This window comes from Nocardia thailandica NBRC 100428, from assembly GCF_000308795.1.
GTDB classification, from domain to species: Bacteria; Actinomycetota; Actinomycetes; order Mycobacteriales; family Mycobacteriaceae; genus Nocardia; species Nocardia thailandica.
The window spans coordinates 1-16,376 of the sequence record NZ_BAGK01000044.1 but is presented as its reverse complement, the minus strand read 5'-3'; the positions used below and the strand labels follow the sequence as shown (position 1 = coordinate 16,376).

15 protein-coding genes, 2 pseudogenes and 1 riboswitch are annotated in these 16,376 nt (G+C 73.3%); of the genes and pseudogenes, 7 read left to right on the top strand and 10 right to left on the bottom strand.

Going from position 1 to position 16,376, the window contains the following annotated elements; all coding sequences use genetic code 11:
- The 4 genes and pseudogenes from ON36_RS32545 to ON36_RS04645 form a co-directional block, all read right to left on the bottom strand.
- The coding region (locus ON36_RS32545; RefSeq protein WP_157224770.1) for an AAA family ATPase at positions 1-1,299 on the bottom strand (1,299 nt) is incomplete at its 3' end.
- A gap of 35 nt (positions 1,300-1,334) precedes the next feature.
- Positions 1,335-1,886: pseudogene (locus ON36_RS36855) on the bottom strand (AfsR/SARP family transcriptional regulator); the annotation flags it as partial.
- A 162-nt stretch (positions 1,887-2,048) separates the two neighbouring features.
- Positions 2,049-2,687: a hypothetical protein gene (locus tag ON36_RS04650; RefSeq protein WP_052313650.1), complete on the bottom strand. Its 639-nt coding sequence runs from the start codon at positions 2,685-2,687 to the stop codon at positions 2,049-2,051.
- A 100-nt stretch (positions 2,688-2,787) separates the two neighbouring features.
- On the bottom strand, positions 2,788-4,245 hold the full coding sequence (locus ON36_RS04645; RefSeq protein WP_245557901.1) for an MFS transporter: 1,458 nt from the start codon (positions 4,243-4,245) through the stop codon (positions 2,788-2,790).
- Positions 4,246-4,411: 166 nt separating this feature from the next.
- Between ON36_RS04645 and ON36_RS35705 the strand changes: the two genes are divergently transcribed.
- From ON36_RS35705 to metX, 3 genes are all read left to right on the top strand, one after another.
- Positions 4,412-5,125, top strand: coding sequence for a TetR family transcriptional regulator (locus tag ON36_RS35705; RefSeq protein WP_052313649.1), 714 nt, complete (start codon positions 4,412-4,414; stop codon positions 5,123-5,125).
- 63 nt (positions 5,126-5,188) lie between these two features.
- Positions 5,189-5,299: riboswitch (SAM riboswitch) on the top strand.
- A gap of 74 nt (positions 5,300-5,373) precedes the next feature.
- Complete coding sequence (locus tag ON36_RS04635; RefSeq protein WP_043647948.1) at positions 5,374-6,681, top strand: bifunctional o-acetylhomoserine/o-acetylserine sulfhydrylase; 1,308 nt, start codon at positions 5,374-5,376, stop codon at positions 6,679-6,681.
- The gene (metX, locus tag ON36_RS04630; protein WP_083884906.1) at positions 6,678-7,823 is read left to right on the top strand and encodes a homoserine O-acetyltransferase MetX; all 1,146 of its coding nucleotides are present in this window, start codon (positions 6,678-6,680) and stop codon (positions 7,821-7,823) included. The genes ON36_RS04635 and metX overlap by 4 nt, the downstream gene beginning before the upstream one ends.
- Before the next feature lie 10 nt (positions 7,824-7,833).
- Here the strand turns inward: metX and ON36_RS04625 are convergent, their stop codons facing one another.
- A complete protein-coding gene (locus ON36_RS04625; protein ID WP_169334681.1) occupies positions 7,834-8,079 on the bottom strand; it encodes a DUF3017 domain-containing protein in 246 nt (81 codons plus the stop codon).
- A gap of 161 nt (positions 8,080-8,240) precedes the next feature.
- Here ON36_RS04625 and ON36_RS04620 point away from each other — a divergent pair, with 161 nt between their 5' ends.
- From ON36_RS04620 to ON36_RS04610, 3 genes are all read left to right on the top strand, one after another.
- Positions 8,241-8,909, top strand: a complete 669-nt coding sequence (locus ON36_RS04620; RefSeq protein WP_043647946.1) for a hypothetical protein — start codon at positions 8,241-8,243, stop codon at positions 8,907-8,909.
- Between the two features lie 12 nt (positions 8,910-8,921).
- Positions 8,922-9,386 carry a tRNA (cytidine(34)-2'-O)-methyltransferase gene (locus tag ON36_RS04615; protein ID WP_043647943.1) on the top strand — a complete coding sequence of 155 codons (465 nt, stop codon included), beginning with the start codon at positions 8,922-8,924 and terminating at the stop codon, positions 9,384-9,386.
- An 86-nt stretch (positions 9,387-9,472) separates the two neighbouring features.
- Positions 9,473-9,778 carry a hypothetical protein gene (locus ON36_RS04610; RefSeq protein ID WP_169334680.1) on the top strand — a complete coding sequence of 102 codons (306 nt, stop codon included), beginning with the start codon at positions 9,473-9,475 and terminating at the stop codon, positions 9,776-9,778.
- Here the strand turns inward: ON36_RS04610 and ON36_RS04605 are convergent.
- Genes ON36_RS04605 through ON36_RS04590 form a run of 4 tightly spaced genes read right to left on the bottom strand, consistent with a single transcriptional unit; the run spans position 9,753 to position 15,007 of the window.
- Positions 9,753-9,980 (bottom strand): DUF167 domain-containing protein, encoded by a 228-nt coding sequence (locus tag ON36_RS04605; RefSeq protein WP_043647938.1) that lies wholly within the window; start codon positions 9,978-9,980, stop codon positions 9,753-9,755. The two genes, ON36_RS04610 and ON36_RS04605, sit on opposite strands and share 26 nt — an antisense overlap.
- A gap of 29 nt (positions 9,981-10,009) precedes the next feature.
- Positions 10,010-10,990 (bottom strand): DUF4349 domain-containing protein, encoded by a 981-nt coding sequence (locus ON36_RS04600; protein WP_052313648.1) that lies wholly within the window; start codon positions 10,988-10,990, stop codon positions 10,010-10,012.
- A 37-nt stretch (positions 10,991-11,027) separates the two neighbouring features.
- Positions 11,028-14,507 carry an error-prone DNA polymerase gene (locus ON36_RS04595; RefSeq protein WP_043647936.1) on the bottom strand — a complete coding sequence of 1,160 codons (3,480 nt, stop codon included), beginning with the start codon at positions 14,505-14,507 and terminating at the stop codon, positions 11,028-11,030.
- 50 nt (positions 14,508-14,557) lie between these two features.
- Complete coding sequence (locus ON36_RS04590) at positions 14,558-15,007, bottom strand: hypothetical protein (RefSeq protein WP_052313651.1); 450 nt, start codon at positions 15,005-15,007, stop codon at positions 14,558-14,560.
- A gap of 166 nt (positions 15,008-15,173) precedes the next feature.
- Here ON36_RS04590 and ON36_RS04585 point away from each other — a divergent pair, with 166 nt between their 5' ends.
- A complete protein-coding gene (locus ON36_RS04585) occupies positions 15,174-16,115 on the top strand; it encodes an SDR family NAD(P)-dependent oxidoreductase (protein WP_052313647.1) in 942 nt (313 codons plus the stop codon).
- 12 nt (positions 16,116-16,127) lie between these two features.
- Here the strand turns inward: ON36_RS04585 and ON36_RS04580 are convergent.
- Positions 16,128-16,376: pseudogene (locus ON36_RS04580) on the bottom strand (sucrase ferredoxin); the annotation flags it as partial.

Genomic DNA, 16,376 nt, shown 5'->3' with positions numbered 1-16,376 from the left:
CACGGCGTGGTGGGCCAGCGCGTCCAGGACGTCCCAGTCGGCCCAGTCGGCCCAGTCGGCCCGGTCGGCGCCCCCGGGCGGGGCGGCGAGCCGGGCGGGGTCGAGGCCGTGCCGCCGTTCGAGCAGTTCCAGCGCGTGCCAGTGCAGGCGCGCCCGGCGCAGGACGGGGATGTCGCCGTAGACGGCGTCGCGGATCAGCGCGTGGGCGAAGCCGATCCGCCCACGCCGGTCGAGCCGGACCAGGCCCGCCACCGTGACGGTGTCGACGAGGTCGGCGAGCTCCTCCTCGGTGTCGCCGGTCAGATCGAGCAGGGCGTCGAAGCCGATCTCCTCGCCCCACACCGCGGCCATGCGCAGGGCCCGCGCCGCGCCTGCGGGCAGCCGGGCGATCCGCCGGGCGAGCACGTGCCGGACCCCGTCGGGGACCGCGTGCAGGTCGCCGACCGAGGCGGCCAGCCGGGCCACCTCGCGGACGAACAGCGGGTTGCCGCCGGTGCGGGCGTGCAGGTAGGCCGCGGTGTCCGCGTCGATCCCCGCCAGCCCCGCCGCCTCGGCCACCCGGCCGACCGCCACCGGGTCGAGCCCGCCGAGGACCAGCCGCTCCCCGGTGAGCGAGGCCAGCGCGGCGGCGGTCGCCTCGACCTGCGCGTCGGCCTCGGACCCGCGCAGGGTGACGACGAGCAGCACCGGTTCCCCGCCCAGCCAAGCGGCGACCTGGCGCAGGATCTGTAGGGTCGCGCTGTCCGCCCGGTGCACGTCCTCGAGGACGAGCAGCACCGGCCCGCTCGCCAGGTGCCGCAGGCACGCCTCGCGGACCGCGTGCGCGAGCGCGAACGGGCTCCGGTCGGCGCCCGTGTCGGCGTCGAGCTCCGCGAGCAGCTGCTGCCAGACCCACGCGGCGGGCGCGCCGTCCACCTCGGGACAGGCCGCCACCGCGACCCGCCAGCCCGCGGCAGCCGATGCGGCCGCGGCCGATCCGACGAGCGTGGACTTGCCCGCCCCCGCCTCGCCCTCGATCCAGACCACCCGTGCCCGCCGCCCCGCGACGACCCGGTCCGCCTCGGCGGGCAGGGCGGCGCGTTCGGCCTCGTAGCCGACGGGTCCGGCGGCGGCACGGAGCCGATGCTCGGCGGCGGGGTCGGCGGGCCCCGGTTCGGCCCCCGGCGGCGCGGCCGCCCGGTCGTCCGGATCGCCGACGGGCGCCGCGTCGTCGCGGGGCGGGGCCGCGCGCGCCCCGGACGTCTCCGGCCGGAAGTCCAGCTCGGGCGCGTGGTGAGGATCGCGAGCTCGAGCGCCCATAGCGCGGGGCCGGGCACGATGCCGAATTCGGCGTCGAGGTGCTCGCGGACGTGACGCAGCGTGGCCAGCGCCTCGGGTTGCCTGCCGAGCCGGTACCGGGCGAGCGCGAGCAGCCGGGCGGCGTCCTCGCGGTCCGGGTGCTCGGCGACGGCACGGTCGAGCAGGTCGACCGCCTCGTCCGGGCGGCCGAGGTCGAGCGCGCACTCGGCCAGGCGTTCGCGGGCGCGGTGATGCAGCTCGGTGAGCCGGGCGACCTCGGGCGCCACCCACGCGCTGTCGGCGAAGGCCGCGTACGGCTCCCCGGACCACAGGGCGAGGGCGGCGCCGAGCACGCGGTACCGCTCGGCGGTGCCGGCGTCGGCGGCGCGGCCGAGCAGGCGCTCGAAATGCCAGGCGTCCACGGCGGCGGTGGGCAGGCGCAGGGCGTATCCCGGCGCCTCGGAGACGAGCACCGCGGCGGGCGCGCGCCGCGGGCGGTCCGGTTCGAGGGCGCGGCGCAGGTAGGAGATGTGGGCCTGGAGCGCGGCCAGGGCCTTGGGCGGCGGATCGCCCGCCCACAGGTCCTCGATGAGCCGGTCGGTGGACACCACCTCCCCGCAGGCGAGCACGAGCCGGGCCAGCAGGGTGCGCTGCCGCGGCCCGCCCAGATCGGCGGGTCCGCCGCGCACCTCGACCCGCAGCGGGCCGAGCAGCTCGATGCGGACGGCGGGCGCGCCGCCGTCCGGTACTCCTGTGTCGATGCCGGGAATCTACCCGGCCAGGCGCGCTCCCGCGATGCCGAAGGCCAGTCCCTGCGCGACCGTGCCGGGGATGATCCACCAGCCCTCCGCGCCGGGCAGCACACCGGGCGCGATCGCGGTGACGCCCATCGAGACCGTGCCCGCCAGCACCAGCGCGCCCGACGCCGGACCCCACACCGGCGCCGGGCGGACGAAGGCGTAGACGGCGAAGAGCAGGAACCCGAGCAGCACCGCCATGGCCAGCGGCGCGAGCAGGGCTTCGGAGGCCGTGGCGATCTCGGTCTGGGCGTGATGGTCGAGGTGGGTGCTGACGAAGACCTCGTGGTACGCGCTCACCGGGATCAGCACGACCAGGCCGGCGAAGAGCAGCCCGTGCGCGGCGGTCAGCAGGACCCCGGCCCAGCCGCCGCCCGGCCTGCGGATCGACCGGGTGAGCGCGGGCAGCCCGACCGCGAGCAGGACCGCGCCGATCGAGAAGGTGATGTGCGCGGCGGCCCAGGTCGGGGCGTGCTCGGCCGCCTCGGAGTGGGTCAGCGGATGCAGCAGGTTGCCGACGGCCCACAGGGCGGCGCCCGCGGCGAGGGTCAGGGCACGGACCCGGTCGCCGGGCGCGACGGCCGGGGACTGCGGGAGGAGCTCGGTAGTCATGGCGTGAGGGTGACAGCGCCGGATTGGCCCGCACTTGCGAACGAATTGCCGCGCGCGACCGGCCCGCGCGTCGGCACGCGCGGGCCGGTCGGCCGGGAGGTCAGACGCCGACGGGCACGGCCATCCGCTCGTCGCCCTCGACGAGGTTCTCGGGCTTGTCCCTGATCATCAGCGCGATCACCACGGCGGCGGCGAGGAAGAAGCCCGCGCCCACCGCGAAGGCGATGTCGTAGCTGTGGATCGCGGCGCGTTCGGCCAGGTGGTCGACGGTGGGGTTCCCGGCCGCGTAGTCCTTGGCGGCCTGCACCGAGATGGTGGTCAGCAGCGCCGTGCCGACCGCGCCGCCGACCTGCTGCGCGGCGTTGAGCAGGGCGCTGGCCACGCCGGAGTCCTCGGCGTGCACCTGGTGCAGCGCCACCGCCTGCATGCCGACGAACAGCGGGCCCATGCCGAGGGCGATGAGGACCTGGGCGGGCAGCACGCTGACCAGGTAGCCGTCGCCGTAGCCGAGCTGGGTCAGCCACAGCAGCCCGGCCGTGCCGAGCAGCGCGCCGGTCACCATCACCGGACGGGGCCCGACCCGGGGCAGCAGCGCGCTGGTCACCCCGGCCGACACCGCGATGCCCACCGGGAACGGCAGGAACGCGACGCCCGCCTTCAGCGGCGTGTACCCGAGGGTGTTCTGGTAGTAGAAGCTCAGGAACAGGAACATCGCGAACATGGCGATGGGGATGAGCAGCGCCGCCAGCAGCGCGCCGCCCCGGTTGATCTCGCCCGGGATCCGCAGCGGCAGCAGCGGGTTCGAGGACCGGGCTTCGACGGCGACGAACGCGGCGAGCAGGGCGGCGCCCGCGCCGAGCAGGAACAGGGTGCTGCCCGCGGTCCAGCCGTCCTCGGCGGCGCGGGTGAAGCCGTAGACGATCGCGACGAGCCCCAGGGTGACCGTGAGCGCGCCGGGCAGGTCGTAGCCGCCGGTCCGCGGCACGGGGACGTCCCGCACCAGGAAGGCCAGCGCGCCGATCAGGGCGAGGATCGCCACGGGGGTGTTCATGAGCAGCGTCCAGCGCCACGAGACGTACTCGGTGAGCGCGCCGCCGACGATGAGGCCGAAGGCGACGCCGCCCGCGGAGATCCCGGCGAACACGGCGAACGCCCGCGCCCGCTCCTTGACGTCGGTGAAGGTGACCGACAGCAGCGACAGCGCCGAGGGGGCGAGCAGCGCGGCGAACGCGCCCTGCAGCCCGCGGCCGAGGAACAGCTGCGTGCCGGTCTGCGCGAGCCCGGCCAGCGCGGAGGCGGCGGCGAATCCGACGAGGCCGATCAGGAAGATCCGGCGCCTGCCCAGGTAGTCGGCCATCCGGCCGCCGAGCAGCAGCAGGCCGCCGAAGATCAGGGTGTAGGCGGTCAGTGCCCACTGTTTGTCGGCCTCGCCGATGCCCAGGTCACGCTGGGCGAACGGGAGCGCGATGGTGACGACGGTGGCGTCGAGGATGACCATCAGCTGCGCGGAGGCGAGCACGACCAGCGCCCACCAGCGCGCCGGATTGCGTTCTCCCACAGATTCTTTCGATACGGACAGGGTTTCGGACACCAGGGCCTCCTCGGCACGGCAACGACTGCGCCAATCCTGACACCTGCCGACATTTGGCGTCAAGAGAAAAATGTCTGACTGCGACATTTGACAGATTGAGACACCGACAATCCGGACGCGATACAGTGGGGGGATGCTGGACTCGACCACTCCGATCAGCGCCGACCGGACCGCCGAACCGGCTGCACCCGCGGCGCCGGGCCTGCGCGAGCGCAAGAAGCAGCGGACCCGCGCGGCGATCGTGCGCGCCGGCCTCGACCTCTCGGAGGCCAACGGGTTCGACGCGACCACGGTCGAGCAGATCGCCGCGGTCGCCGACGTCTCCCCCCGCACGGTCAACCGGTACTTCGAGACCAAGGAGGACATCGTCCTCGCCCCCGTCGTCGACTTCGGCGCCATCGTGGCCGCCGCGCTGCGCGACCAGCCGCGCACCGGCGACGAGCTGCACGCCCTGTGCCGCGCGTACCTGAGCGTGGTCGACCGCGCGGTCGCCGAGGAGGAGGGCGGCCCCTCCTTCCGCCAGTTCCAGCAGATGCAGCGGATCATGCGCGCCAGCCCCGCGGTCAACGCCCGCGCCCTCGACTACGCCGACACCAAGAACCAGGCCGTCTTCGAGGAACTCGCCGAACGGATGGACACCTCGCCCGAGTGCCTCACCGTGCGCCTGATCGGCGGCACCTGGCAGGTGCTGTGCCACCTGTCGCTGTCGGCGGCCGAGGACGTCATGCTGACCGGCGCGCCGGCCGAGGCCGCCCGGGTCGCCCGTGAGTCGATCCTGCTCGCCTATCGCGAGCTCCGGCGCATGTGCAGCACCTCGCTGCCCGAGGACGCGACCCGCGACATGTGAGATTCGCGGCGAAATCGCCGGAAATTTCCGACTCCCACAGACCGCCGGTTAACATGTGCTCCAGGTCATGAGTACCAGCGTCAAGCCCCGGCTCGCTGGTCGGCAACCCTCCAGCTGCGGCGGGGTGCTCCGGGTGATGACCGGGCTGCCGAAGGCCGGGAGCAAGCGCGCCATCTGGAGGTTAACCATGTGTTGTTGTTCGTCGATCCAACCCAGACACCCCTGACGTACAACCCCTGGAGCATTCCGTGACCGACACCGCGAACTGGTCGTTCGAAACCAAGCAGATCCACGCCGGCCAGGCCCCCGACGCCGCCACCGGCGCCCGCGCTCTGCCGATCTACCAGACCACCTCCTACGCCTTCCGCGACACCGACCACGCCGCCGCGCTGTTCGGCCTCGCCGAGCCGGGCAACATCTACACCCGGATCATGAACCCCACCCAGGACGCGGTCGAGCAGCGGATCGCCGCGCTCGAGGGCGGCGTCGCGGCGCTGCTGCTGTCCTCCGGCCAGGCCGCCGAGACCTTCGCGATCCTGAACCTGGCGGGCGCGGGCGACCACATCGTGTCCAGCCCGCACCTCTACGGCGGCACCTACAACCTCTTCCACTACTCGCTGCCCAAGCTGGGCATCGAGGTCTCCTTCGTCGAGGACCCCGACGACCTGGCGCAGTGGCAGGCCGCGATCCGCCCGAACACCAAGGCGTTCTTCGGCGAGACCATCGCCAACCCGTCCTCGTCGGTGTTCGACCTGCGCGGCGTCTCCGAGGTCGCCCACGCGGCGGGCATCCCGCTCATCGTCGACAACACCGTCGCCACCCCGTACCTGATCCAGCCGCTGGCCCACGGCGCCGACATCGTCGTGCACTCGGCGACCAAGTACCTCGGCGGCCACGGCGCGGCGGTCGCGGGCGTGATCGTCGACGGCGGCACCTTCGACTGGACCGTGCGCGACGCCGACGGCAACCCCCGCTTCCCCGGGTTCACCGAGCCCGACCCCAGCTACCACGGCGCCGTGTTCGCCGACCTCGGCGCGCCCGCCTACGCCCTCAAGGCCCGCGTGCAGCTGCTGCGCGACCTCGGCTCGGCGGTGTCGCCGTTCAACGCCTTCCTCATCGCGCAGGGCATCGAGACGCTGAGCCTGCGGGTCGAGCGCCACGTCGCCAACGCCGAGGCGGTCGCGGCCTTCCTCACCGAGCAGGAGGCCGTGGAGAAGGTCCACTACGCCGGCCTGCCCGACTCGCCGTGGCATGCCAGGGCCAAGGAGCTCGCGCCGCGCGGCGCGGGCGCCATCGTGTCCTTCGAGCTGCGCGGAGGCGTCGACGCGGGCAAGAAGTTCGTGGACGCTCTCAGCCTCCACAGCCATGTCGCTAACATCGGTGATGTGCGTTCTCTTGTGATTCACCCGGCGTCGACCACGCACTCGCAGTTGACGCCCGAGGAGCAGCTGGCCTCCGGTGTCACTCCGGGGCTGGTCCGGCTCGCGGTGGGCATCGAGGGAATCGATGACATCCTCGCCGACCTGCGAGCCGGTTTCGCGGCGGCGACTGCGTGACTGTGAGCACCGAACCGAGCATTGCCCGATCCGGCGGTGCGGCCCTGCTGCCGCCGCCGGACGGGCAGCTCGGCGTGATCGCCATCGGGGACGTCGCGCTGGAGAACGGCGCCGTCGTCCCCGATGTGCGGCTCGCGGTGCAACGCTGGGGGACGCTGTCGCCCGAGCTGGACAACGTCGTGCTGATCGAGCACGCCCTCACCGGCGACTCCCACGTCGTCGCGGGCGCGGGCAATCCCGCGCCCGGCTGGTGGGAGGGCATGATCGGCCCGGGCGCGCCCGTCGACACCGACGAATGGTGTGTCGTGGCCACCAACGTGCTCGGCGGCTGCAAGGGCAGCACCGGCCCCTCCTCGCTCGCGCCGGACGGCGCGCCGTGGGGCTCGCGCTTCCCCGACATCTCGATCCGCGATCAGGTGACCGCCGAGGCCCAGCTGCTCGACCGGCTCGGCATCGAGCGCCTCGCCGCCGTGGTCGGCGGTTCGATGGGCGGCATGCGGGTGCTGGAGTGGATGGTCGGCAGGCCCGAACGGGTCGCGGCCGCACTGGTTCTCGCGGTCGGCGCGCGCGCCACCGCCGATCAGATCGGCACCCAGACCACGCAGATGGCGATCATCACGGCCGACCCGGACTGGCAGGGCGGCGACTACCACGGCACCGGCCGCGCGCCGACGACCGGCATGGGCCTGGCCCGCCGGATCGCCCACCTGACGTACCGCACCGAGGGCGAGCTCGACCACCGCTTCGCCAATTCCGCCCAGGGGGACGAGGACCCGTGGGGCGGCGGCCGCTACGCGGTCCAGAGCTACCTCGAGCACCAGGCCGACAAGCTGATCCAGCGGTTCGACCCGGCCACCTACGTGCTGCTGTCGGAGGCGATGAACCGCCACGACGTCGGCCGTGGCCGCGGCGGGATCGCGGCGGCGCTGGCCGCGACGCCGGTGCCGTGCGTCATCGGCGGGGTCGACTCCGACCGTCTCTACCCCCTGCACACCCAGGCCGAGCTGGCCGAGGGTCTGCCGGGCTGCGCGGGCCTCGAGATCGTGCACTCCCGCGACGGGCACGACGGTTTCCTCACCGAGGCCGCCGCGGTCTCGAAGCTGCTGACCGAGACCATGCGGCTGTCCAGGGAGAACCGCTGACGCGGACCGCTCAGATGACGCCGAGGGTGTTGATGGTGGCGGCCAGGAAGACGATGGCGCTGCCGAACGCGACCAGCGCCCCCACGTCGAAGGCGCGCCCGCGCACCGCGAGCAGCCCGACCTGAGCGGTCGGCAGGCACAGCCGGAACGCCGCCGCGACCAGCGCCGCGCTGCCGAAGATGATGGCGCCGCGCCGCCAGCGGTCCCACGCGACGAACACCACGGCGATGACGATCAGCACGGTCACCACCGTCATCGGCAGATGCGCGCGCAGATACTGCTGCCACGCGCTCAGCCGCACGGCCCGATGCTTGCCGGTGGTCTCCGCCTTGTTCACGGTCGCGATTCTTCCAGAAGCCCGCGCGAGTCGTGCCGGAGCCCGGAACCGGAACGCGCCGAGTCGCGTCCAATCCTCGTATGGAACCTTCGACCGAGGTGACGCTCGAGGTGCAACCGTTCTTCTTCGACGATCTCGCCGAACGGCGTCTGCGCCAGCTCGCCTTCGCCCTGCCGCTACCGCCGGTCTGCGCCCCGCACGGCGAGCGGGCGGCGCGGTGGAAGCCGGTGGAGCTGCGGTTCTGGGGCGAGCCCGGCGACTTCCGGCAGCAGGGTGTCGGCCGGTCGCTGTGGGAGGAGTTCAAGAAGCAGTTCATCGTGGACTCCGGGCCGATCACGCCGGACGCGATGATCCGCTCGCAGTGGCCGATGTGCCCGCGGTGCGCGAGCGCGGACCGGGCGGCCGAGATCCGGCGCCGCTGGAGTCTGGTCGGGTTGGTCCTGCCGCTGATCGTCGGCCTGCTGAGTCTGCCGACGGGGTCGATGTGGGCGTTGATCCTGTGCGCGGTCGGCCTGCTCGTGCTGGCGGTGGGCGGTTTCGTCGGTGTCGTGCTCGGCAACGCCGAGCGGGTGGTCACCGGGCGGCTGTCCGGCGACGCGCGGTCGTTCACGCTCCGGGCACATCCGGCCTTCGCGGCCGCCGCGCGGCCGCCTGCGCCGGGACAGGCCGACCCCGGTCTCTGGGCGGGTCCCGGGCGGTGGGGCGAGCCGGGCGGGTGGGCCGGGCCGGGCCCGTGGGTCGGCCCGTGACAAGCTGATCCGGTGCTGCATCTGATCTTCCATCAGCCGGTGATCCCGCCGAACACCGGCAACGCGATCCGGCTGGTCGCGGGGACCGGGAGCTGGTTGCACCTGATCGAGCCGCTCGGCTTCGACCTCTCGGAGTCCAAGCTGCGCCGCGCCGGCCTCGACTACCACGACCTCGCCTCGGTGACCGTGCACCCCGATCTGGCGACGGCGTGGGAGAAGATCGCGCCGGAGCGGGTTTTCGCGTTCACCACCCAGGCCACCACCCGCTACACCGACGTCGCCTACCGCGACGGCGACGCCCTGCTCTTCGGCACCGAACCCACCGGTCTGCCCCCCGAGGTCCTCGCCGACCCCCGCGTCACCGACCAGCTCCGCATCCCCATGCTCCCCGGCCGCCGCTCGATGAACCTGTCGAACTCGGCCGCGGTGGCGGTCTACGAGGCGTGGCGCCAGCTCGGCTTCCCCGACGGGGTGTGATCTCCGCGTCGATGGCGTGATCATCCCGGCCGGATCCGTCCGGCCCGGTCCCCGGTCCGGCGGACCCGGCGGTGTTGACTGTCCGCATGCCGGAACAGCGTGGGGAGAAACGGAACACGGTCGCCGCGGGGGCCGCCCTCGGCGCGTTGTGCGCGGTGACCGCGATCGCGGTGGCGGCGTTCTGGTGGTGGCAGGGACCGTCGACGGTCAGCTGCTACTACGCGAGCTATGAGCCGGCCGACGGCGCCTTCGGCGATATGGCGTCGCGCATGTGGCCGACCCGATGGTTCTGGGCGGGCCTGGTTGTCGTTCCCGTGGTGACCGGTGCGATCGCGGGGTGGATCGCCGCGATGTTCGGTGTCCGGGTCAGTCGTCGATCTCGAACCGCTTGAAGCGTGACGTCGCGCCCGCCGAGAGGCGGACCGACGACTTGGGCACGCCGAAGTGCGCGGCCAGGAGTTCGGCGGCGGCCCGGTTGGCGCGGCCCTCCACCGCAGGCGCCCGGACGTAGAGCGTGAGCGTCCCGTCGTCGGCGACTTCGACGAGCGGTCCCTTGCGGCTGTTGGGTTTGATGGTCGCGCGGACGGTCGGCACGAATCCTCCTCGGTGTCGGGGTCGCCCGGCTATCGGGTCCCGCCGTCGCCGTCCGGCGCACCGCCCGCCGGGCCTGCGCCGGACGCGGCCGAACCGCCGGTGGAACCCGCGCCGGTGGGACCCGCGACCGTGCCCCGGTTCGCGGCGGCGCGCGCCCGACGGCGGCGGCGCAGCGGACGCACCACGAGCCACAGCAGCGCGCCGATCACGGCGAAGAAGCCGAGCCACGGGATCGCCTTGCCCACGAAGACGACCGCGTCGTGCAGCCAGTCCAGCAGGCCGTGCCAGCCGGCGACGACGCCGCCCCAGAAGCTGTCGTCCTCCCGGGCGACCGGCTTGTCGGTGGTGATCGAGAGGGTCAGGGTGGACAGCGCGACCTGATCGTCGAGGAGGCGTTTCTGGGAGGTGAGCGAGTCGAGCTCGCCCTGCCGGGACGACAGGGCCTGCTCGGCGGCGAGCAGGTCGGCGGTGTCGGTGGCCTGCGACATCAGGGTGCGCAGCCGGTCGACGGAGGTCTGCAGGGCGCGGATGCGGGCGTCGAGGTCCTGCCACTGCTGGGTGACGTCGTCGCGGTTGGTCGTCACGCGGGTGACGGTGCCGACGCTGCCGAGCCCGTCGAGGAAACCGTCGGTCCGGTCGGCCGGCACGCGCACGGTCAGCGAGGCGCTCGGCTTGCTGTCCCCGGTACCGGTGCCGGGCTGTTCGGTGCGGCTGTCGATCCGCCCGTTCAACGCCGTGACCTGGCCGGCGATCGTCGCCGCCGCGGCGATCGGATCGCCCGCGGTGATGCTCACCGACCCGGTGACCACTTCCTTCCGGTCGGCCGTAACCGACGGCGCCGGACTGTCTTTCGGCGACTGTTCCCGCAGCCCGGGTGCCGCGGCGGCGGGTCCGCGCACCGTCGGCGCGGCACCGGACCCCGCCGAATCCGACGAGGTCTCCTCGCCACCGCACCCCGCGAGCAGAAGCAGCCCGAGCAGCCCGACCAACACCACGGCAACCTTGCGCATGCTTCGCAGCGTAGTGCGCGGATCCCGCCGGCGAGGCTCAGCGGAAGTCGCGGGATCGGGCGGCGATGCGCAGGTCGAGGTGTTCGAGGTGGTCGGCGAGGATACTGACCGCGCCCTCGGCGTTCTGGACGCGGCCGCGGACGAGCAGGGCGCGGGCGGATTGGGCGAGGCGGCGGTAGCGGGCCCACAGGCCGGGCGAGCAGACGATGTTGATCATGCCGGTCTCGTCCTCGAGGTTGAGGAAGGTGACCCCGCCCGCGGTGGCGGGGCGCTGGCGGTGGGTGACCGCGCCGCCGACCAGCACCCGGGTGCCGTCCTCGACGAGCAGCAGCTCGGCGGCGGGGATCACGCCGCGCGAGTCCAGGTAGGCGCGCAGGAACTCGGTGGGGTAGCTGCCGGGCGAGATGCCGCTGGCCCACACGTCGGCCGCCGCCAGTTCGAGCGCGCTCATCCCCGGCAGCGAGGGCGCCGCCACGGCGGGCCCCGTGCCCGGCAGCAGAGACGACCGTTCCCGCGCCGCCGCCCCGGCCGCCCACAGCGCCGCCCGCCGCAGTTCCGCGGACGGCCGCGCGTCCTCGGCGGGCGCCCGGCCCGTCACCGGATCGGCGGCGGCGCCCACCGGCGCCCCCGCACCGGACCCGGCGCGTTCGCCGACCACGCCGTCGAGGGCGCCCGCCGTGGCCAGCGCTTCGGCCTGCGCCACGGTCAGTTCCACCCGTCCGGTCAGATCCAGCATCGAGACGTAGGGTCCGCCCTCGTCCCGCGCGGTGACGATCCGTTCGGCCAGGTCGGCGCCGATGTGCCGGACGCCGGAGAGGCCGAGGCGCACCTCGAGTCCGGCGTTCTCCAGGGTGGCCCCGGCCAGGCTGGCGTTCACGTCGGGCCCGTGGACGAGCACGCCGTGCCTGCGGGCGTCGGCGACCAGGGACTGCGGCGAGTAGAACCCCATCGGCTGGGCGTTGAGCAGCCCGGCGCAGAAGGCGGCGGGATGGTGCAGCTTGAACCAGGACGAGTAGAAGACCAGCGAGGCGAAGCTCTGCGAATGGCTCTCCGGGAAGCCGAAATTGGCGAAGGCGTAGAGCTTCTCGTAGATGCGGTCGGCCAGGTCGCCGGTGATGCCGTGCAGGTCGCGCATGCCCTGATAGAGCCTGCCGCGCAGGCGCTCCATCTTCGCCGGTGACCGTTTGGAGCCCATGGCGCGGCGCAGCTGGTCGGCCTCGGCGGCGCTGAAGCCGGCCACGTCGACGGCCATCTGCATGAGCTGTTCCTGGAACAGCGGGACCCCGAGGGTCCGCTCCAGAGCGTTCTCCAGCGCCGGATGGTCGTGCTCCCATTCCTCGACGCCGTTGCGCCTGCGGATGTAGGGGTGCACGGAGCCGCCCTGGATCGGGCCGGGCCGGATCAGCGCCACCTCGACGACCAGGTCGTAGAACTCGCGGGGCTTCAGCCGCGGCAGGGTCGCCATCTGCGCGCGCGACTCGACCTGGAACACCCCGACCGAATCCGCGCGCGACAGCATCTCGTATACCGCGGGCTCGCTCAGGTCGAGGCGGTGCAGCTCCACGACCTCGCCCTTGTGCTCGCGCACCAGATCGATCATGTAGTGCAGCGCCGAGAGCATGCCGAGGCCGAGCAGGTCGAACTTCACCAGACCGACCGCGGCGCAGTCGTCCTTGTCCCACTGCAGCACGCTGCGGCCGGGCATCCGGGCCCATTCCACCGGGCACACGTCGGCGATGGGCCGGTCGCAGATGACCATGCCGCCGGAGTGGATGCCCAGATGCCGTGGCAGCCCCTCGATCTCGCCGGCCAGCGCCAGCACCGGGTCGGGGATGTCGGTGCCCTCCTCGGCGCGCACCCCGGTCCACCGGCTCACCTGCCTGCTCCAGGCGTCCTGCTGGCCGGGCGAGAAGCCGAGGGCGCGCGCGGCGTCGCGCACGGCGGATTTGCCCCGGTAGGTGATGACGTTGGCGACCTGCGCGGCGAAGTCGCGGCCGTACTTGGCGTAGACGTGCTGGATGGCCTCCTCGCGGCGGTCGGACTCGATGTCGACGTCGATGTCGGGCGGGCCGTCGCGCTCGGGCGAGAGGAACCGCTCGAACAGCAGGTTGTTGGCGATCGGGTCGACGTTGGTGATGCCGATGGCGTAGCAGACCGCGGAGTTGGCGGCCGACCCGCGGCCCTGGCAGAGGATGTCCTGCTCGCGGCAGAACTCGACGATGTCGTGGACGACCAGGAAGTAGCCGGGGAAGTTCCGGCCCCGGATGACCGTGAGCTCGTGCTCGATCTGGGCGTAGGCGGCCCGGTTGTTCTCGGGCGGGCCGTAGCGGCGGGCCGCGCCCCGGTAGGTGAGTTCCCGCATCCAGGAGTTCTCGTCGTGTCCCGGGGGGACGTCGAACGGGGGCAGCTCCGGCGCGATGAGTTTCAGGTCGAAGGCGCACTCCCCGGCGAGCGCGGCCGCGCCGGACACCGCCTCCGGGCAGTCCGCGAACAACCGCGCCATCTCCGCCCCCGAGCGCAGGTGCGCGCCCCCGGTGGGCGGCAGCCAGCCCGCGATGTCGTCGAGGCCGGCGCGCGAGCGGATCGCGGCCAGCGCCATGGCCCGGTGCCGCTGCGCGGGGCCGGCGAAGTGCGCGCCGGTGGTGGCGACGACCGGCAGGCCGAGCCGTCGCGCCAGCGCGATCAGGTGCGCGTTGCGCTCGTCGTCGGTGGGGACGCCGTGGTGGGTCAGTTCCACGCTGACCCGGTCGGCGCCGAACCGTTCGACGAGGTCACGCAGCGCGGCCTCGGCGCGCGGCAGCCGGGTGTCGCCGAGGCGCAGGTCCGCGGACAGGGCCCGGCGCAGGTGGCCCTTGCGGCAGCCGGTGAGCACGTGCCAGTGCCCGCCCGCCGCCGCGGTCAGGGTGTCCTGGTCGTAACGCAGGATGCCCTTCTCCCCCGCGGCCAGGTGCGCGGCGGCGATCTGGCGGGACAGGCGCCGGTAGCCCTCCTGCCCGCGGGCCAGGATCAGCAGGTGGGTGCCCGCGGGGTCGGGAGTTCCCGTGCGCGGCAGGGAGTCCGGGGCGAACAGGTGGCCCGCCTCGTCGCCGGGCGCGGTGCGGCGCCGGGCCGCATCCCCACGGTCCGGCGCCGTCCGCGCCCCGGTTCCCAGCGAGAGTTCCGCGCCGAAAACCGTTGGTATATCCCATTCCCGGGCCGCCTCGGCGAACCGGACGGTGCCGTAGAACCCGTTGTGGTCGGTCAGCGCCAGGGCCGACAGGCCAAGGCGCACCGCTTCTTCCACCATCTCCTCGGGGTGTGCGGCACCGTCGAGGAAACTGTATGCCGAATGGGCGTGAAGTTCCGCGTACGGCACAACGGGATTTTCCGGACGGGTGATCTCCGCACGTCGATACCCCTCTCGCTTGCGCGACCAGGCCGGGCTGTCGCCCCCGTCACCCACCGTGCCCGCCGGGGCGCGCCCGGACAGCACCCGCTCCATCTCCGCCCAGCTGGGCGGACCCTCACCCCAGCCCACTCACCCACCTCCTGCGGCACGAGGGCACCCGAACCCCCGTGCCGGACACCTCAATTCGCCGGCAGCCGCTCGGTCGACCCCACCGACAGCGCCGCCTCCACGTGGCCGAGACCGGATCGGATCACCGCGCCGTAGGCATCGTCGGCGAGGACGCCGAGATGGCCGCGCGCGATGGTCAGCTGCATGCGCGCGGCGTCGAAGTCGCCGACCCGGCGATGGCTGTCGGCCAGGTTGAGATACAGCGAGGGCAGGAACCCGCGCAGCCCCTCGTCGAGCGGGATGCCCGGGCCGAACACCGCGGCCAGCGCGCGCTGATCCCACATCAGCGCGTGTTCGGGGGAATCCTGCACGTCGGCGAGGTGGTGCGCGATCACGCACCGGTAGAGCGGCTCGCCGCTCGCGCCCACCTCGTCCCAGAGGCGGGTGAGCGCGGCCCGTGCCGCCGCCTGATCCCCGCCGTTCACATTGCCGAGCCGCACCGCGGCATAGATATCCGCCATCCGATCATCCGCCATGACTCCATTATCGCACATACGTTCGAATCAGCACCAGCGACATTCGAACAAATTTTCGATAACCGAAGGACCCCCTGGCGGGTAAACTTACTTTGGAGTAAGTTCCAGGGTGATACCCCGAGTACCGGGATCTACCTGCAAAGGAGCAGCGATGGCCCCCGCCCGCAACACCCGAGATCTCACCGGCCTGCACGTGGTGATCACCGGCGCGTCCTCCGGCATCGGCCGGGCCGCCGCCGAGGCCGTCGCGGCCAAGGGCGCCGTCGTCCTACTCCTGGCCCGCAGGCCCGAGGAGCTCGAGAGCGCGGTCGCCGAGATCCGGGCCGCGGGCGGGCGCGCCCACGCCTACCCCTGCGACGTCACCGACGGCGAGTCGGTCGACACGACGATCGCGGCCGTCCTCGCCGAGCACGGTCACGTCGACATGCTGGTCAACAACGCGGGCCGGTCCATCCGCCGCGCCATCCACCGCTCCACCGACCGGTTGCACGACTACGAGCGCACCATGGCGGTCAACTACTTCGGCGCCCTGCGCATGACGCTGGCCCTGCTGCCGCAGATGCGCGAGCGCGGCTTCGGCCACATCGTCAACATCAGCAGCGCGGGCGTGCAGGTCGCCACCCCGCGGTACTCGGCCTACCTGGCCAGCAAGGCCGCCCTGGACAAGTTCACCGAGGTGGCCGCCGTCGAAACCCTCGCCGACGGAGTCGGTTTCACCACCATCCACATGCCGCTCGTGCGCACGCCGATGATCGCCCCCAGCGGTCATCAGGGCCGCACCGAGTCGCCGGAATGGGCCGCGGCCACCATCGTGCGCGCGCTCACCGAGCGCCCCAAGCGCATCGACGTCCCGCTGGGCACCTTCGCCGAGTACGGCGCCCTGCTCACGCCGCGCCTGCGCGACCGCATGCTGCACCGCTACTACCGCGCCCTGCCGGACTCCCCCGCCGCCAAGGGCGAGCAGGAGACCGTCGCCGCGGCCACCGAGCCGCAGGCCACGGCGCCCGCGCCGCGACAGCGGTCGGCGGCGCGCAAGGCGACCGGCTCGGCCCTGCGCCGGGCGGCGCGCTGGGTGCCCGGGACGCACTGGTAGTCGCCCCCGCCCTCAGAGCGGGGTGAGGCAGGCGAGTTCGAGGGTGGTGGCCGGCTTGGGGGCGGCCCCGCAGCTCGCCTGGCGCGGCGCGAGGGCGACGGTGCGCGCGGTGACGCGCCAGGCGCGGCCGTCGCGGTGGGTGACGACGGCGGCGCCCGCGTAAGCGGGGTCGGGATCGGACCAGTCCGGGTCCGGCCGGACGAGCAGGTCGTCCAGGGCCGCGGGCACCTGCCCGCGCACGGCGATCTCGGCGAGCTGGGC